The sequence below is a fragment of the bacterium SCSIO 12643 genome, from assembly GCA_024398135.1.
In the GTDB taxonomy this organism is placed as follows: Bacteria; Bacteroidota; Bacteroidia; order Flavobacteriales_G; family Salibacteraceae; genus CAJXZP01.
This window is the reverse complement of sequence record CP073750.1, coordinates 1,636,894-1,654,210: the sequence shown is the minus strand read 5'-3', so window position 1 is coordinate 1,654,210 and position 17,317 is coordinate 1,636,894. Positions and strand designations below refer to the sequence as shown.

At 36.9% G+C, this 17,317-nt stretch carries 14 protein-coding genes; 7 read left to right on the top strand and 7 right to left on the bottom strand.

What is annotated here, in order from left to right:
- The first annotated feature begins 82 nt into the window (after positions 1–82).
- Positions 83–1,105 carry a Holliday junction branch migration DNA helicase RuvB gene (gene ruvB / locus KFE94_07125; GenBank protein UTW67877.1) on the top strand — a complete coding sequence of 341 codons (1,023 nt, stop codon included), beginning with the start codon at positions 83–85 and terminating at the stop codon, positions 1,103–1,105.
- Entirely contained in the window at positions 1,102–2,034 is a 933-nt protein-coding gene (gene queG, locus KFE94_07120; protein UTW67876.1) for a tRNA epoxyqueuosine(34) reductase QueG, read from the top strand. The genes ruvB and queG overlap by 4 nt, the downstream gene beginning before the upstream one ends.
- 19 nt (positions 2,035–2,053) lie before the next feature.
- On the opposite strand, the gene KFE94_07115 is transcribed toward queG, so the two are convergent.
- The 4 genes from KFE94_07115 to KFE94_07100 form a co-directional block, all read right to left on the bottom strand.
- Positions 2,054–2,242 (bottom strand): hypothetical protein, encoded by a 189-nt coding sequence (locus KFE94_07115; GenBank protein ID UTW67875.1) that lies wholly within the window; start codon positions 2,240–2,242, stop codon positions 2,054–2,056.
- Positions 2,243–2,385: 143 nt separating this feature from the next.
- Positions 2,386–3,009 (bottom strand): lipoprotein signal peptidase, encoded by a 624-nt coding sequence (locus tag KFE94_07110; protein ID UTW68230.1) that lies wholly within the window; start codon positions 3,007–3,009, stop codon positions 2,386–2,388.
- Between the two features lie 41 nt (positions 3,010–3,050).
- Complete coding sequence (locus KFE94_07105) at positions 3,051–3,425, bottom strand: TraR/DksA family transcriptional regulator (GenBank protein ID UTW67874.1); 375 nt, start codon at positions 3,423–3,425, stop codon at positions 3,051–3,053.
- Between the two features lie 21 nt (positions 3,426–3,446).
- The gene (locus tag KFE94_07100; protein ID UTW67873.1) at positions 3,447–6,845 is read right to left on the bottom strand and encodes an isoleucine--tRNA ligase; all 3,399 of its coding nucleotides are present in this window, start codon (positions 6,843–6,845) and stop codon (positions 3,447–3,449) included.
- Between the two features lie 224 nt (positions 6,846–7,069).
- Between KFE94_07100 and KFE94_07095 the strand changes: the two genes are divergently transcribed.
- Positions 7,070–8,791, top strand: a complete 1,722-nt coding sequence (locus KFE94_07095) for a T9SS type A sorting domain-containing protein (GenBank protein ID UTW67872.1) — start codon at positions 7,070–7,072, stop codon at positions 8,789–8,791.
- Between the two features lie 8 nt (positions 8,792–8,799).
- Here the strand turns inward: KFE94_07095 and KFE94_07090 are convergent, their stop codons facing one another.
- Positions 8,800–9,036 carry a DUF2132 domain-containing protein gene (locus KFE94_07090; protein ID UTW67871.1) on the bottom strand — a complete coding sequence of 79 codons (237 nt, stop codon included), beginning with the start codon at positions 9,034–9,036 and terminating at the stop codon, positions 8,800–8,802.
- A gap of 88 nt (positions 9,037–9,124) precedes the next feature.
- On the opposite strand from KFE94_07090, the gene KFE94_07085 reads away from it, so the two are divergent.
- Positions 9,125–10,174, top strand: a complete 1,050-nt coding sequence (locus KFE94_07085) for a hypothetical protein (protein ID UTW67870.1) — start codon at positions 9,125–9,127, stop codon at positions 10,172–10,174.
- Positions 10,175–10,223: 49 nt separating this feature from the next.
- On the opposite strand, the gene KFE94_07080 is transcribed toward KFE94_07085, so the two are convergent.
- Positions 10,224–11,561: a PhoH family protein gene (locus KFE94_07080; protein UTW67869.1), complete on the bottom strand. Its 1,338-nt coding sequence runs from the start codon at positions 11,559–11,561 to the stop codon at positions 10,224–10,226.
- Positions 11,562–11,727: 166 nt separating this feature from the next.
- Between KFE94_07080 and KFE94_07075 the strand changes: the two genes are divergently transcribed.
- The 3 genes from KFE94_07075 (at position 11,728) to hflX (ending at position 14,636) form a co-directional block, all read left to right on the top strand.
- Positions 11,728–12,906, top strand: coding sequence for a ribonuclease D (locus KFE94_07075; GenBank protein UTW67868.1), 1,179 nt, complete (start codon positions 11,728–11,730; stop codon positions 12,904–12,906).
- Positions 12,907–13,003: 97 nt separating this feature from the next.
- Positions 13,004–13,447, top strand: a complete 444-nt coding sequence (locus tag KFE94_07070; GenBank protein ID UTW67867.1) for a hypothetical protein — start codon at positions 13,004–13,006, stop codon at positions 13,445–13,447.
- Between the two features lies 1 nt (position 13,448).
- Complete coding sequence (gene hflX, locus KFE94_07065) at positions 13,449–14,636, top strand: GTPase HflX (protein ID UTW67866.1); 1,188 nt, start codon at positions 13,449–13,451, stop codon at positions 14,634–14,636.
- Between the two features lie 5 nt (positions 14,637–14,641).
- On the opposite strand, the gene KFE94_07060 is transcribed toward hflX, so the two are convergent.
- Positions 14,642–17,314, bottom strand: coding sequence for a TonB-dependent receptor (locus tag KFE94_07060; protein ID UTW67865.1), 2,673 nt, complete (start codon positions 17,312–17,314; stop codon positions 14,642–14,644).
- Positions 17,315–17,317: the final 3 nt, after the last annotated feature.

Sequence of the window (17,317 nt, the reverse complement as noted above, 5' to 3'; positions counted from 1 at the left end):
TATTTGTAGAATATTTGATCAAATTATTTACATAACCCCATAAAGGGTAAATGGACTAAGGTGTCTTTATTACATTTGTTATATGAACGAATATTTAAACGCTGATCCGGGAAATCTATCAGGGTCTGATAGAGATCTAGAGAAAGTATTAAGACCGAAATCATTTGGTGATTTTACTGGCCAGGATCATGTGGTAGAAAACTTAAAAGTATTTGTTGAAGCGGCTAAGTTGCGTGATGAAGCATTGGATCATGTATTACTACATGGACCTCCGGGATTGGGGAAAACAACTTTAGCCAATATCATAGCCAATGAATTGGGTGTGGATATTAAGATCACCTCTGGGCCTGTATTGGATAAACCTGGTGATTTAGCAGGGTTATTAACAAATCTGGGAACCAATGATGTTTTGTTTATTGATGAGATTCACAGATTAAAACCTGTGGTAGAGGAGTTTTTATACTCCGCGATGGAAGATTATAAAATTGACATTATGATCGATTCCGGGCCCAATGCCAGATCAGTGCAGATTGAATTGGAGCCTTTCACTCTGGTGGGAGCTACCACGCGGTCAGGTTCCTTAACCGCACCATTACGTGCGCGTTTCGGGATCAATTCCAGATTGGCGTATTACAATTCTGATCTTTTGGCTTCCATTGTAACGCGTTCAGCTGAAATATTAAATGTGGCGATTGACTATGATGCCGCACATGAAATTGCATCCAGAAGTAGAGGAACTCCAAGGATTACTAATGCATTACTGCGAAGAGTACGTGATTTTGCGCAAATCAAGGGAAATGGAAGGGTCGATTTAAAAATTACACATTATTCGTTGGATGCCTTGAATGTGGATAAACACGGGCTGGATGAAATGGATAACAAGATTTTGGCTACCATTATCGATAAGTTTAAAGGTGGTCCGGTAGGGTTAACCACGGTTTCTACGGCAGTAGGAGAAGATGCGGGAACTATTGAAGAAGTATACGAACCATTTTTAATTCAGGAAGGTTTTTTACAACGTACATCCAGAGGGCGTGAAGTCACTGAAATGGCGTATAAGCATTTGGGACGAAATCGTCCATATGATCAATCTACCTTGTTTTGAGGTTAACATCTTCACAGCAGTTACAAATTGAGCAAAAAGCCTATCAGTTAGGCTTTTCTTTATTCGGTGTTTCCAAAGCTGAGTTTTTGGATGAGGAAGCGCGTTTTTTGGAAAAGTGGTTACAAGATCAATCTCATGGGGAGATGGCCTGGATGGAAAACCATTTTGATAAGAGAACGAATCCTACTAAATTAGTAGAAGGTGCGCAAACGGTAGTGTCTTTAGGTTTTGAATATTTGCCTGCATTGCCTGCCCCACAAGATGATACCTATAAAATTTCCAAGTATGCATATGGAAAGGATTATCATAAGGTATTAAAGAAAAAACTGATTGAATTACTTCATTTCATTGAGGAAAAAGTGGGTGCAGTGAATGGTCGTGCGTTTGTAGATTCTGCTCCGGTGATGGAAAAAGCCTGGGCAAAACGTAGTGGATTAGGATGGATCGGTAAAAACACTTTAGTCTTAAATCGTAAGAAGGGATCACAGTTTTTTTTGGCTGAATTGATTTTGGATGTTGAAATGGAAACTACCAGCCCTGTAAAGGATTTATGCAGAACTTGTAACCTTTGTGTGGAGGCGTGTCCTACCGATGCTTTAAATACCCCATATCAATTGGACGCTAAAAAGTGTATTTCATATTTGACTATTGAATTGAGAAATGAAATTCCCACCGAGTTTAAAGGGCAAATGGAAAATTGGATTTTTGGTTGTGATATCTGTCAGGATGTTTGTCCCTGGACCAGAAATACGAATCCAACTCTGGAACCCGCATTTAATCGTCATGTTGGCTGGAAAGATTTTTCTAAAAAGGATTGGGAAGAAATTACAGATGAGGTTTTCTTAAAAGTCTTTGCGGGAACACCTGTAATGCGTACAAAAAATAAGGGCTTGAAACGAAATATTAAATTCATTTCAAGCCACGATTAAACATTGGTTCTGATTAATGTTAGATAAATGGAGAAACAATCTCTTTTACCATTTGTTGGTGTTCAGAAGCAAACTGAACCACACCCCAGGTATATAATAACATTAATTCTTCTTTCTTTAAGGCTTTTGTTGCTTTGATTAACTCCTTCTTGAAAAGCTTTTTATCAAAGCTCACCTTCTCTAAAACATACTTTGTTAAGTTCAACATAAAGCTCCCAATTAAGTGTGAACCAAATTACGAAATTTGAGCTATTTTATTGTGTTAGCCAAATTCTAATATTATTTAATAAATGTTAAAATGGCTGGGTATTAAAGACTGGGTGAGGGGTTTGGATGTTGAAAACTAATTAGTTATTCTTCTTTGACCTTTTCTTGCGGTTCGGCAAAAAAGGACTTTTGGAATATGAAAATCAAAATAACGCCAATGGTAATTGCGGAATCAGCGATGTTAAATACCGGTCGGAAGAACATAAAATATTCATCTCCCCAAACTGGGACCCAACTTGGGAACCACCCATCGAACAATGGGAAATAAAGCATATCTACAACCTTCCCATAGAGGACATCGGCATAACCTTCCCCGAAAGGAACAGTTTGAGCGATATGTGCATTTGAAGCAGTAAAAATTTGTCCGTAAAAAACGGAATCCAGAATATTTCCTAAGGCGCCTGCAAAAATAAATGCCATGGCAATCAAAAAGCCTTTATGCGCGCCTTCTTTGCTGGATCGAACGATATACCATCCAATCCCAATTACAGCAACAATTCTGAATACACTCAAAATAATCTTGCCATAATCTCCACCGAGTTCCATACCAAATGCCATTCCCGGATTTTCCGTGAAATGAATATAGAACCAATCGGTAATCTGGTACTCCTGACCAATGTACATGTTGGTCTTTACCCAAATTTTACTCCACTGATCGATAATCAAAACCGTAACTGCAACTATTGCCGGAACGATTAAGTTCGAGATGTAATTTTGATTTTTAATCTGAAAGAATTTTTGTCTCGAGATTAGCTCATTTTATTTTTAGCCTCAATACTTAATGTTGCATGAGGAACTACACGTAAACGCTCTTTTGAGATCAGTTTACCAGTTTCTCTACAAATTCCGTAAGTTTTGTTTTCAATACGGATTAAAGCATTCTTTAAGCTAATGATAAATTTCTTTTGACGTGCTGCCAACTGAGCCGTCTCTTCTCTACTTAAAGTATCAGATCCATCTTCCATCATTTTGAATGAAGGAGATGTATCGTCAGTACCATTATTATCGTGTGAGATGGCAGCGTTTAGCATGTCCAAATCTCTTTGTGCTTCTTCTAATTTGCCTTCTATTAATTCTCTAAATTCCGCTAGGTCAGCTTCTGAGTATCTATTTTTTTCTGACATAATTTTAATAATTTAATTCCTTTAAATTTTTGATACCGCAATTTGAGTTGTCAATCCCTCTTCCAGTTCTATCGCGATTGCGTTTTCATTTGAAAGTGTATCTGTAAAGGTAAGGTTGTTTGTCAACGTTTCCGAACAAATATAATTCAAATTAGCATCCACACTAGATTTTAATAAATCTTGTTTTAAAATCGCAATATTAATTTTATCCGTCACCTCAAAACCGTTGTCTTTACGTATGTTTTGGATACGATTGACTAATTCTCTGGCGATACCTTCCTGATGTAATTCCGTGCTAATTGTGATGTCTAAAGCCACAGTAATTTTGTCATCATTCATCACTAACCAACCTTCGATATCTTGTGTGCTGATTTCCACATCTTCGAGTGAAATGGTGATCGTTTCAGCACCTAAATCCAACGACATTTCTTTTTGACTTTCAAGCGTCTGGATGTCTTCTTTAGTAAATTGACCAACTGCTTGCGCGATAGCCTTCATATGCTTACCAAATTTAGGTCCCAATGTCTTGAAATTCGGTTTGATATTTTTTACTAAAATATCGGAAGCGTCATCCATGAATGCAACTTCTTTAATGTTGGTTTCGGTCTTAATCAAATCAGCTACAGCCTCAATTTGTGATTGCTGATGGGCATCTAAAACCGGAATCATCACTTTTTGAAGTGGCTGACGTACTCTTAAGTTTTCACGCTTACGTAAAGAAAGAATCATAGATGAAATCTTCTGTGCCAATTCCATTCTTTCTTCCAACTCTAAATCAATCGCTTCTTCATTTACTTCTGGGAATAATGCCAAATGCACTGATAAAGAAGTATCTTTTCCGGTAACTGCGTTTAAGTCTTTAAACAAACGATCGCTATAGAATGGCGCGATAGGTGCAGAAATCTTTGCGATAGTTTCTAAACACATATACAATGTTTGATACGCAGAGATTTTATCCTGACCATAATCACCTCTCCAGAAACGTTTACGTGAAAGACGTACGTGCCAGTTGGATAAATGATCCACAACAAATTCCTGAATTAAACGGCCTGCTTTGGTTGGTTCATAATCCGAATATGCAGCGTCTACATTTTTCACTAATGAGTTTAATTTACTTAAAATCCATTGATCAATTTCCGGTCTGTCCTGAACATCACCTTCAGCGTATGTAAATCCATCCACATTCGCATAAAGCGTGAAGAATGAATAGGTGTTTTGTAATGCTCTGAAAAACTTACGTTGGATTTCAGTAATGCCATCCAGGTCAAATTTCAGGTTGTCCCATGGTTGCGCATTGGTAATCATATACCATCTGGTTGCATCCGGGCCATAGTTTTTCAATGTATCAAACGGATCAATGGTATTGCCTAAACGTTTAGACATCTTCACTCCGTTTTTGTCTAAAACCAATCCATTTGAAATAACATTTTTATATGCTACAGAATCAAATACCATGGTCCCAATGGCATGTAATGTATAGAACCAACCACGTGTTTGATCTACACCCTCAGCGATAAAATCAGCCGGGAATGCTTTATTACCATCAATTTTTTCTTTGTTTTCAAAAGGATAGTGCCACTGTGCATATGGCATAGAACCTGAATCAAACCATACGTCAATTAAGTCTGATTCACGTTTCATAGGTTCTCCATTTGAAGATACCAAAACGATATCATCAGCATATGGACGGTGTAAATCTATAGCATCATAATTCTCATCGGACATGTTTCCGATTTCAAATGAAGCATATGGATTTTTATCCATGATTCCCGCTGCGACAGACTTGTCAATTTCATTTTTGAGTTGTTCTACAGATCCAATGCAGATAGATTCATCTCCTTCTTCTGTTTGCCAGATGGGAAGTGGAATTCCCCAGTAACGAGATCTCGATAAGTTCCAGTCATTTAAGTTTTTCAACCAGTTTCCAAAACGACCTGTACCTGTAGCTTTAGGCTTCCAGTTAATCGTGTCGTTCAATTCGCTCATACGCTCCTTTTTAGCAGTCGCTCGTACAAACCATGAATCTAACGGGTAATATAAAATTGGCTTATCTGTTCTCCAACAATGCGGATAACTGTGCTCGTATTTTTCAACTTTAAATGCACGGTTTTCCGTTTTTAATTTGATGGCAATCTCCACATCTACACTTTGTTGAGGTGCTTCACCATCATTGTAATATTCGTTTTTAACGTATTTCCCGGCAAACTCTCCCATTGCAGAAACAAATCTACCTTGTAGGTCTACCAATGGAACAGGGTTTCCGTTTTCATCTTCGATCAACATAGGCGGTACTCCAGCTGCTTTGGCTACCTGCGCATCATCCGCACCAAAAGTCGGTGCGATATGAACGATACCTGTACCATCTTCAGTGGTTACGAAATCACCAGGAATAATACGGAAAGCTTCTTCCGGAGATTCCATTGGTTGTACGTAAGGAAGTAGTTGCTCGAATTTTAAATCTACCAAATCGGTTCCGGTGAACGATGAAACGATTTGATATGGAATCTTTTTATCTTCAGCAGCGTAATTAGAGATTTCTTCGTCAGTTCCCTCAAAGTATTTCCCGCTAAAAGCTTTTGAAACCAGGGCTTTTGCCACCAATACATGCATTGGTTCAAATGTGTATTGGTTAAATGATTTTACCAGTACATATTCGATTTTTGGTCCAACGGCTAAAGCGGTATTCGAAGGAAGCGTCCATGGTGTTGTTGTCCATGCTAAAGCAAAAACTTCTTCCAAATCATTAAACAATGATTTGAATTTATCGTCTTTGATCAGATTGAACTGCGCCACAACGGTGGTGTCTTTCACATCCACATAGGTTCCAGGTAAGTTCAGTTCATGAGAACTTAATCCGGTACCAGCTTTAGGAGAATAAGGTTGGATCGTGTACCCTTTGTACAACATGTCCTTATCGTGAAGTTGTTTCAACAACCACCAAACGGATTCAATATATTTGGTTTTATAGGTCACATATGGTTCTTCCATATCTACCCAATATCCCATTTTATCGGTAAGATCATCCCAAACCTCGGTATATTGCATTACCGTTTGGCGACAAGCTTCATTGTATTCAGCTACAGAAATTTTTGTGCCGATATCTTCTTTGGTGATCCCAAGTTCTTTTTCCACTTTAAGTTCAACAGGTAGTCCATGGGTATCCCAACCCGCTTTACGGATAACCTGCTTCCCTTTTTGCGTTTGGTAACGACAAAACAAATCTTTTAACGTACGTGAAATTACGTGGTGAATACCAGGTTTTCCGTTTGCAGATGGAGGCCCATCATAAAACACATATTCCGGTGAACCTTCGCGTTCATCCATACTTTTTTGGAAAATATCATTTGCTTTCCAAAACTCGTTCTCTTCGTTCGCGACTTCAGTTAAATTTAACTGTTTGTATTCTTTGTATTTAGACATGTTGTTGACTGAAAATTAAAGGCATAATACCCTTGGTTTCAAAGATTGCGAAAGTAGGTATTTTGACGTAGAAATGTAAGGGGTAAATTCGGGATTGTTTTGGTCGGATATTTTATGGGATTTGAGGTGGTTTTTTGAGCTTAAACAGATTTTCTCAAAAAATGGACTAACCATTTAACTTTGAGAAACGTTAATCATTATAATGACTTTAACCAGAACCTATTATGAGAAATTTAATTCTAATTAGCGCTTTAGTAATTTGTAGTATTACTGCTTCTTTTAGTCAAAGTATCCAACCTAAATTGGATTGGGCGATCACTACGGGAAATTCGGGACAGGAAATAAGGCTTGAAGATTCAAAAGTTGATATGGATGGTAATATCTATTCCGTAGGTTACTTCTATGGAAATATTGACTTTGATCCTGGTCCAAATAGTTTTTTTTATACTTCACCCATATCGGTGAAAACATCATATGTTCAAAAGTTAGATTCCACGGGTAGTTTCGTATGGGCGAAAATATTTTCTTCTCCTTCTCAAAGTAGTTCGCTTTGTAGTACAATAGATTTTGATCAGAATGGGAATGTGTATGTTGCTGGTTCTTTTAAAGGTTCTATTGATTTAGATCCAAATTTAGGTGTATTTAATTTGACCTCTACAATATCAGGTCCAAGTACGTTTTTAGTTAAAATGGATGCAAATGGAAATTTCATTTGGGGACAACAATATGCAACAGGAAGTTTATATTCTGGAGTGATGAAACTGCAGTTGGATAATCTAGATGATATTATTCTTTCCGGTATTTTTGCTGGGACTGTTGATTTTGACTATGATTCCACAACTTTAAACTTGTTATCCAGTCAAAATAATCATGATCAGTTCACTCTTAAACTGGATGAGGATGGAGATTTTATTTGGGTAAAACAATTCACTGGCTCTGGGTCAATTTCGATATATGATTTAGCAATTGATCATAATAATGATATAATAATGGTTGGCAAATTAACTCAACCTTCTGATTTTGACCCTGGCCCTAATAGTTTTGTTTTAAGCCCTGCCGATGATGGACTATACTATACCGTTAAGCTGGATGCCAATGGCAACTTGGAATGGGCATTTGCGATGGGACTTGTTTTTGGGGAGAGCTTGGTTATTACCAATGTAGCTATTAATAATTCAAATAATGTGTATGTTAGTGGGGGTTATACAGGAACAATTGATTTTGATCCTGATACGACATCAACTTTTATGATGACAAGTTCTGGTATGTATAGTCAATTTGTTTTGAAGTTAAATTCTTCTGGCGATTTTTTATGGGCTAAAGGTGATCAGAAGGGATCTGCTGGGCCAGTTAGTGCGATAGATAATGATGGGAATCTATATTCTACTTCTGCTGTCAATGGATCAGTGGATTTTGATCCGGGATCGGATTCGTTAATCTTGACCGATGGCAAGTATTATATTCAGAAATTAGATTCTAATGGGAATTTTGTTTGGGCAAAGCGTGGAGGTTCTCATGGGTATATTTATCCTGAAAAGGTTAATTTGCTAAACTCAACAAGTTTTTTGGTCACAGGAGGGTTTTCCAGTGGATGGGATATAGATTTTAATCCGGATTCAACAAAGACGCTGCTTTCCGCACAGGGACTATCAGATGTTTTTTATCTCAAATTTGATCAGGCGTTAAGTCTTGGAACAGAAGACGTGATGGGTAAAGTGGAATTTGATGTTTTTCCAAATCCAACATCCGGTTCACTGGTTATAGAAGTAGATGTGTTTGAAGATGTGGAAGTGATGTTGTTCGATTTATCTGGAAATCTAATCTTTAAAACGAGCGTAAATCAGAATTCCACCAGATTAGATATATCACATATACCGTCTGGAGCGTATTTTATAGCTGTACAGAGTGGAAGAAACCGAGGGATTCAAAAATTGGTAAAGCTTTAATAAGTTTTTTAAATACTTTCTAGATACAGTTTTTCTACTTTGGCTCTGGCCCATGGAAATTTTCGCAAAAACTTAAGGGATGATTTTATCGATGGGTTGTTTTGGAAGCAATTAATATCAATTAAATCACCCAATTCGTCCCATCCATATTCGTCCACAAGGAATTCTAAAATGTCAGCCAATTTTACCCCGTGTAATGGATTTTTGGGTTGACTTTGCGGTGTTTTATGTTCATTTTTTTTCATTGCAACAAAAGTAGACCAATCTAATTTGATATGAATTCAATCTTAGTTTTTTCATTATTCTTGTACTTTTAGCAAAAAAAGACAATCAATGTATACACAAAGAAGATATCCGTTTAAAGGAGTTATAAATTGGACCAAACGAGAGTTGATTTTTTTCACTGTATTTGCGGCAGTAGCTACGGTTTTGTTTGAGTATTTTAATATCAAATGGTTACAGGTGCCATTTACTCCGATAGGTTTGGTAGGTACGGCTGTAGCATTTATGATCGGTTTTCAGAATAATGCAGCATACGACCGTATTTGGGAAGCGCGTAAGATTTGGGGCGGTATTGTAAATACATCCCGGTCATTAATTATTACCGTTAAGGACAGTTTTTATGTACATAATACGGATGCAAAGAAACCGGAGTTAGAAGAGTTGAAAATCATTACGAATAGACATATTGCCTGGTTAACCGCACTGAGGTACGCGATGCGTACTAAAAAGAAGTGGGAGACCACTTATAAGAGTGAGGATTCGGATGATAATCAATATTGGGTGACTCCAGAATACATGACGCCCATAGAAGAAGAATTGCCATGTTATTTGTCTAAAGAAGAGTTTCAGTATGTGATGTCTAAGGACAACAAACCAAATGCGATTATTAATTTACAATCTCAACATTTTAGAAGATTAACGGATGAAAAGAAATTCTGGGATTTCTCTTTATTGCGTCTCCAGGAAATGTTGCAAGAGTTAACCGCTTTGCAAGGTAAATCTGAACGAATTAAGAATTTCCCGTATCCAAAGCAATATGGAAGTATCGGATATCATTTTGTGCATATTTTTATGTGGGTTTTACCATTTGCGATTATTCCGACATTCTCAAAAATGGGGGCGGGTTTAGCAGAAACCAATCCATTTATTAGTTCGTATTTTGTTTGGTTGAACATTCCTTTTACGGTGATTGTAATTTGGGTGTTTAATACGATGTTGCGTATTGGATTAGCCGGAGAGAATCCATTTGAAGGGTCACCAAATGATGTGCCGATCTCAGCCATTTCTAGAGGAATTACCAGAGATATTCTTCAAATAATAGATGAAGATGACGAAAAGATTCCACAACCGTTTGAGGAAGTGAATCACATACAGATGTAAGATATTGATCAATCAAAAAAGGCGCTCCAAAGAGCGCCTTTTTTAATGCTTATAATAATTCACCAGCCAGATTAGCCAATTCGCTTCGTTCTCCTTTTTCAAGCGTCACGTGGGCGAAGATTTCGTTTCCTTTTAAACGATCCACCAGGTAAGAAAGTCCATTGGAATGTTCGTCCAAATACGGTGTGTCGATTTGGTAGATATCACCTGAGAAAATCATCTTCGTGTTTTCACCAGCACGTGTAATAATCGTTTTGATCTCATGTGGTGTGAGGTTTTGCGCTTCGTCAACGATAAAGATGACGTTGCTTAAACTTCTACCACGGATGTATGCCAGTGGAGTCACTACAATCTTTTCTTTGTTAACCATATCCTCAATTCGATGATAGTTTGGATCCGTTTCTCTAAACTGGTTTTTGATAAACTTCAAGTTATCCCAAAGCGGCTCCATATAAGGATTGATTTTAGACTTAATATCACCCGGTAAATATCCGATGTCTTTATTACTCAAAGGCACGATTGGTCTAGCCAGATAAATCTGCTTGAATTGTCTTCTGCTTTCAATAGCGGATGCCAGAGAAAGTAAAGTTTTACCCGTTCCTGCAACACCTTGTAACGTTACCAGTTTTACGTCCGGATTTAAAATGGCATGTACGGCAAAAGTTTGTTCCGCATTTCTTGGAGTGACCCCATAACAACTATGTTTGTCAATTCGCTCCAGCACTTTCTCGATTGGATTGAAATACGCCAAAACTGAATTGGTAGAACTTTGAAGAATATAATATTCGTTGTTGGTGAGTTCCATAAAGTCAATTTGATCTTCAGGAATCTTTCCATCCTTAAAAAGTTTATCAATGATATCCTGGGGAACATCCTGAATATGATTTTTACCGGTGCTCAGATGCTGTAAGTCGCTAATTTTTCCGGTCTCATAATCTGCAGCATTTATGCCCACCGCTTTCGCTTTTAGTCTTAGGTTAATGTCTTTAGAAACCATAGTGACCAGACTCTCAGGATTTTCTTCAGCCAGATTTACCGCAGCATTTAGAATTTTATGGTCGTTTTTATTTCCTCCAAAAATGATATCTGCTTCGGTTTGTCCTTGTTGACCTTCCATGATCACTTTGAACCTGCCTTTCTCAGGCCCATTCAATTGGTTCCATTCCTGCAATAAATGACTTTCAGACAAACGATCTAAGGTTCGAATAAACTCACGTGCCTCAAAGTTTTTGGTATCACTACCTTTTTTAAAATTGTCAAGTTCTTCTAAAACCGTGATGGGAATGGCAACATCATTGTCTTCGAAATTATGGATAGAGTTATGGTCGAAAAGGATTACCGAGGTGTCAAGTACAAAGATTTTGTTTTGCTTTTTTTTCTTAGCCATATATCAGTTTAAAATGGTTGTTAATTGCTTATAAAGGTCGGAAATTCTCGCGAAATATTATGTTAACATAAGTTATGTTTTTCATTAAAATAAACGAGATTTCAACAAGTTTTAAAGCATCTGGTTTACGTTGAAATTTTAATTTTCAAAAAATGTACCTTGCGGCATGAATTATTCACAAACATCACCACACACTTATATTGATACACCTGAAAGTTTGAAAGAGTTCTATGAAGTGAATAAAGGCATTTCATGGATGGGGTTTGACACAGAGTTTATAGGAGAGAAAACATATTATCCCATTTTATGTTTGATTCAGGTCGCCACGGAGCATGGACATTATCTGATTGACTCTATTGCATTGGAGGATATTGATCTTTTTCTGGAGATGATTAAAAATCCTGAAATCGTAAAAATCACTCATGCGGGTGAAAACGATTACAGATTGTTATTCCAGAAGTATAAAGTGTTGCCACGAAATGTTTTTGATACACAGATTGCAGCAGGTTTTATTGGATACAGTTATCCTATTTCATTTGCCAATTTGTTGCAGGGTGAGCTGCGTGTAAGATTAGATAAAGGACCCGCTGTTTCGGATTGGGAATCCAGACCAATATCAAAAAAACAGTTGCAATATGCGCTGAATGATGTGATTTATTTGGAAGGGCTTTGGCGAGAGATTACTAAGAAATTAGAATCTAAGAAAAGGTCAGATTGGGTATGTGAAGAGTTTGACAAATTACAGGCTGAAGAAAGTTATACTACTGCACCGCATAAAGAGTTTTTGGCGAATAATTTATTGTCTAAAATCAATATCAAGGAAAAGTTGTTTTTAATGCGTTTGTATCAATGGCGTATTGAAAATGCAGAATCTAAGAATAAGCCAAAGGAAAGAATCCTCCAGAAAAAGCTGATCAATCATATTGTGAAAGGCGTAAAAGGTGGAAAGAAGAATTTGTATCATAATCGTTTGATTCCTCCTCATGTGATTGATAAAGATGGAGACACTTTTGTAAAGCTATATGCGCAGGAGCAAACCGAAGAAGAAAAAAGCGTTTTGAGTTTAATTGCCAGGAATGTTCCGGTAAAACCACGAATAGATGCTGTGATGGATATTCTGTATCTGGGAATTAAAATTATCTGTAGTCAGAACAAGATAGCTCCCGAGTTGGTGATCGACCGAAGTAAGTTTAAACGTATGAAGTGGGATTTGGAATATTTTGACACTTCGTTAGATGAAGGTTGGCGTAAGAAGCTTTTGGGTCAGAACGTATTGAACAGCATTAAAAACCGTACGAAACTAAAGGTAGATACTAAAAGCGAATTTTTCGGACTTAAAATGTGATATGATTTAATTATGTAAACGTAAATAAATCTAATCTTAAATTTTCTGCGCTAACTAATCAGGTTTTCTACATTTGCCTGCAACTAAATCAAAAGCTATGGATACTTTTTTCGCAATACTTCGTTCGACTCATTATTTTGTAATGGTTGGGATACTGATATTTCTAGTATTTACTATTGGGAAATTTTCATTTAAAAAGTCAAATGGAGATGCATTTGGAGTAATGGAAGATAAAACAACATTGATTGTGATGATTTTAGCACACGTTCAATTGTTGATCGGAATTATATTATTAACAGTGGGTCCTATGAGTGGCAATTTTGCAAATATGGGAGCCGTAATGAAAGATTCTTATTTAAGAATGATGGTGGTGGAGCATCCTTTAACCATGATTATTGGAGTAACCCTAATCACCATTGGACGTATCAAGTTGAAGAAAAAAACTGAATCTGCAGATAAGTTTAAAACAGCGATTATTTTCTTCTCTATAGCTCTTGTTCTATTCTTAATTAGAATTCCTTGGAGTCATTTGAATGGGTAAAATGTTTGACACCGCGCCAGTACGCGAAAGAGCAATTTTAATTGGGTTAGTTACACCTGCTCAGAATGCTGAGAAAGTAGCTGAATATTTGGATGAATTGGATTTTTTAGCCAATACCATGCGTATTGATACGGTTAAAAAATTCACACAAGCCCTATCTAAAGCAGATCTTAAAACTTTTGTAGGGAAAGGGAAGCTAGAAGAGATCCAAACTTATATCAAGGAAAATGATATTGATGTGGTCATCTTTGATGATGATCTGACACCATCGCAGATGCGTAATGTAGAGCGTGAATTAAAGATTAAAATTTACGACCGAAGCTTACTTATTCTGGATATATTCCAGTTTAGAGCGCAGACTGCTCAGGCGAAAACGCAAGTGGAGCTGGCACGTTCTAAATATTTATTGCCAAGACTGACACGTTTGTGGACTCACCTGGAACGTCAGAGAGGAGGCACTTCTACTCGTGGTGGAGCAGGTGAAAAAGAAATTGAGACCGATAGAAGGGCTATCCGTAAGAAAATATCCGTACTGGAAAATAAGCTGAAAACCATCGATAAGCAGATGTTTACCCAAAGACAAAATAGAGGTAAACTGGTGCGAATTGCTTTGGTAGGATATACTAATGTGGGAAAATCTACTTTGATGAATATCCTGAGCAAATCTGAGGTGTTTGCTGAGAATAAACTTTTCGCCACATTAGATACTACGGTTAGGAAAGTAGTGATTCATAATTTACCAACGTTATTAACCGATACGGTAGGGTTTATTCGTAAACTGCCAACACAATTAGTAGAGTCCTTTAAGTCTACGTTGGATGAGGTGCGTGAAGCGGATATCTTGTTACATGTGGTGGATATTTCTCATCCAAATTTTGAAGATCATTACAATACGGTCAACAATATTTTGGCTGAGATTGAGAGTAAAGATAAACCGACCATTGTAGTGTTCAATAAAATTGATGCATACAGTTTTGTGGGAGAAGGAGAGTTCGATTATACCGGTGATGCTGAACACCATGTATCTCTGGTGGATTTGCAAAAGAGTTGGATGAGCAAGTTAGAAGATCATTGTGTGTTTATTTCTGCGGCTAAAAAAGAGAATATTCAGGAGTTGAGGGAAGATCTTTATCAAATGGCCAAGAGTATTCATGCGTCTAGATTTCCGTATCACGATTTTTTGTATTAGGTCTGTTATAAATCATATTTAGCACTTAGAAGAACGTATCTGGGTTGCACGTAATATTGGTATGTACTGATGATGTTATCGCTAAATTGATCCCTCCTGATATATTGGGTATTCAGTATGTTTTTGCTGGTCAATTTAAATTCCCAGGGACTTCCGGGTTTTCGGTAATATAGAGTCGCATCTAAAAAGTCATATTGACTATTCGTTTTATTGTTTGAACCCCGATAATCCGTATAAGTGTATTCTGCCAGTAGGATAAGGCCTTTTGGTAAAACGATTTCCATATTGATAAAAGGTTCGGTAGTAATAAATAGTTGGTGTGATTCTGAACTCCAATAATTGGCCCAAATACTTTTTGCCCCAATGGAAAAATTAGGAGATTTTATAAAATTTGATTTTACCAATGCCTGATAAGATTGGATGAAGTTGGTGTTTTGATTTTCTATTTGTTCTACGGTATTTTGAAATTCAAAATAGTTAAGATCAGCTTTTAGTCGATAGTTCCATTTAGGGAATTTCTTTTCTAACGAACCTATGAGTATCAATCGTTCATTGGCTAAGAGTCCGTTAGTTGGAATAGAAATTCTATTGATATCCTGATACGCGACCGACTCATTAATATCACGATATCTTTTTTGATAGTTGAATATGACATAGGTATTGATATGATTGAACATATTGAAATTAGAATAGTTCAAACTGAAGTCTTGATACCATAGATTTTGTAATAAACTATTTCCTCTAAATAGACTATTGTAATTTCTAATGATAATACCAGTTGATAGGTTAGAAATATCACTAAATTCGGTTTTCATGCCATAGTTAAAGGAGATGCTTTTTGTCTTACGAAATGCGTATTTCATATAAAGGTCCGGGAGGAACAGGGTTTGATTTTGATTTACTTCGTTTTTGTGTTGATTGATGTTCGTTTGGTAAATATGCAGATTGACTCCTGGCCTTACCGAGAGTTTGCCAATTTTGGATCGATAATGCAGCGCTATAGTTTGATCTTTAAATTCGTAAGTAGCGTTATTTTCAAACGCTTCATTGATAGAGATGAAATCTCCATTATCTAATTCTTGAATATCTGAAGTGAAACTCTGATTCAGTTTATGAATGTTTAAGCTGATGTTTAAATGATTTCTGGGGTTGATGATGTAGTAATAATCCAGATTTCCTTTGAGTTCATTGGTAATGATTTCTTTCTCTTGAAAGATGTTGTGGTTCATTTGATGGGTAAGAGGGAGAATTCCGTCAAATGGTTTGGAATCAGATTGAAGAAAGTAATCGGATTTTTGTTTTTTAAAGACCCAGTTGGTCTTGGCTGAGATAATATTCCTGGTTCCAAAATTTTTGTAGAGATCAAATTTCTGATCGATTGTAAAGGGCTTTCTGGTATTGATCTCATTAATGGTGTTAGGTACTGTTCCAAATGTATAGCTACGGTCATCATTATCAGTAATGTTTCCATCTTTTAAAAAGACATTGTACCGCATCTGTAATGTTGGATTCGGTTTATAATCTACTTTTCCTCGTAAAAGGGTTGATTTTAATTTTTGGTTAATAACGGATTCGTTTATTTCGTTTTGTTCTGAAGAAGAACGGATATAGGTGCGCAAATTGTTGGTTTGTATAGTGTTATTTAATCCGTTTAGGATGCCAAATACCGAAAACTTCCATTTTTTATTGGGGTGATAATTTAGATTTAAAGCACCCAGATTAGAAATAGAATTTTGAGCCATATTGTTTTGCAAAGAAGCTAACCCCAATGCGTCAGAGTTTAGTTGGACGGACGAGCCATTATCAGAGAGTCCGGAGAAACCTCCGCTGAATTTAAAATAGTCTTCCATGGTAAAAGGTTGTTCTCCAATATTGTTGACGTCACCAATAAAGTTGATATTAGACTTGGGAGTATAATGAAAGATATTGGGGTGTATCAGATATTTATTGGGCGCTCCACCACCCACTTCTATATCACCAAACCATAGATTCTTTTTTCCATCCTTAAGTTCAATATTTAACGCGAGGTTTTCATCAGAACCTAGACCTTTCATTTGCTCTATTTCACTGTAGTTGGTTAACAGGTCTATTTTGTCAATCACATCAGCCGGGATGTTTTGAACCGCCATTTTACTATCCCCATCAAAGAACTCTTTTCCATCTACCAGTATCTTGTCTACTTTTTTGCCCTGTACCGTCACCGAACCATTTTTGTTCACTTCAAACCCGGGAAGTTTGTTTAGAACATCTCCCAGTTTACGTTCCTGACCATTGGTAAAAGCATCGGTATTGTAAATAATTGTATCTCCGGAAATGGTTACCGGAAATTCTTCCACCACCTCAAACCCTTTTAAACTTTGAGGTGATTCGTGAAGAGTAATAGAGAGAAGTGTGGAATCGTTTTGGAGCTGTATTGCGCTTTCATAAGTTTCAAAACCCAGATAGCTACATCTGATGAAATAGGATTTTGTGTTGTCGACTTTTAGTGCGAACCTACCATTTCGATTTGTAAACCCAAATGCAGCTACAGTACTATCCGTTTGATTAAAAGCCATTACACTCGCTTGCTCCATGGCTTTACCCAGAGTATCGGTTACTGTACCGAAAATAGTTACAGATTGTGAAAACCCGGAAGTACAGAATAGTAAAAATGCGAATATGGTAACGGCTTTTTTCATGGT

Excerpts from the sequence above, each read along its gene's own strand:
- ruvB (UTW67877.1), top strand. The coding sequence starts at position 83 with ATGAACGAATATTTAAACGCTGATCCGGGAAATCTATCAGGGTCTGAT.
- KFE94_07115 (UTW67875.1), bottom strand. The coding sequence starts at position 2,242 with ATGTTGAACTTAACAAAGTATGTTTTAGAGAAGGTGAGCTTTGATAAA.
- KFE94_07105 (UTW67874.1), bottom strand. The coding sequence starts at position 3,425 with ATGTCAGAAAAAAATAGATACTCAGAAGCTGACCTAGCGGAATTTAGA.
- KFE94_07100 (UTW67873.1), bottom strand. The coding sequence starts at position 6,845 with ATGTCTAAATACAAAGAATACAAACAGTTAAATTTAACTGAAGTCGCG.
- KFE94_07095 (UTW67872.1), top strand. The coding sequence starts at position 7,070 with ATGAGAAATTTAATTCTAATTAGCGCTTTAGTAATTTGTAGTATTACT.
- KFE94_07090 (UTW67871.1), bottom strand. The coding sequence starts at position 9,036 with ATGAAAAAAAATGAACATAAAACACCGCAAAGTCAACCCAAAAATCCA.
- KFE94_07085 (UTW67870.1), top strand. The coding sequence starts at position 9,125 with ATGTATACACAAAGAAGATATCCGTTTAAAGGAGTTATAAATTGGACC.
- KFE94_07080 (UTW67869.1), bottom strand. The coding sequence starts at position 11,561 with ATGGCTAAGAAAAAAAAGCAAAACAAAATCTTTGTACTTGACACCTCG.
- KFE94_07075 (UTW67868.1), top strand. The coding sequence starts at position 11,728 with ATGAATTATTCACAAACATCACCACACACTTATATTGATACACCTGAA.
- KFE94_07070 (UTW67867.1), top strand. The coding sequence starts at position 13,004 with ATGGATACTTTTTTCGCAATACTTCGTTCGACTCATTATTTTGTAATG.
- hflX (UTW67866.1), top strand. The coding sequence starts at position 13,449 with ATGTTTGACACCGCGCCAGTACGCGAAAGAGCAATTTTAATTGGGTTA.
- KFE94_07060 (UTW67865.1), bottom strand. The coding sequence starts at position 17,314 with ATGAAAAAAGCCGTTACCATATTCGCATTTTTACTATTCTGTACTTCC.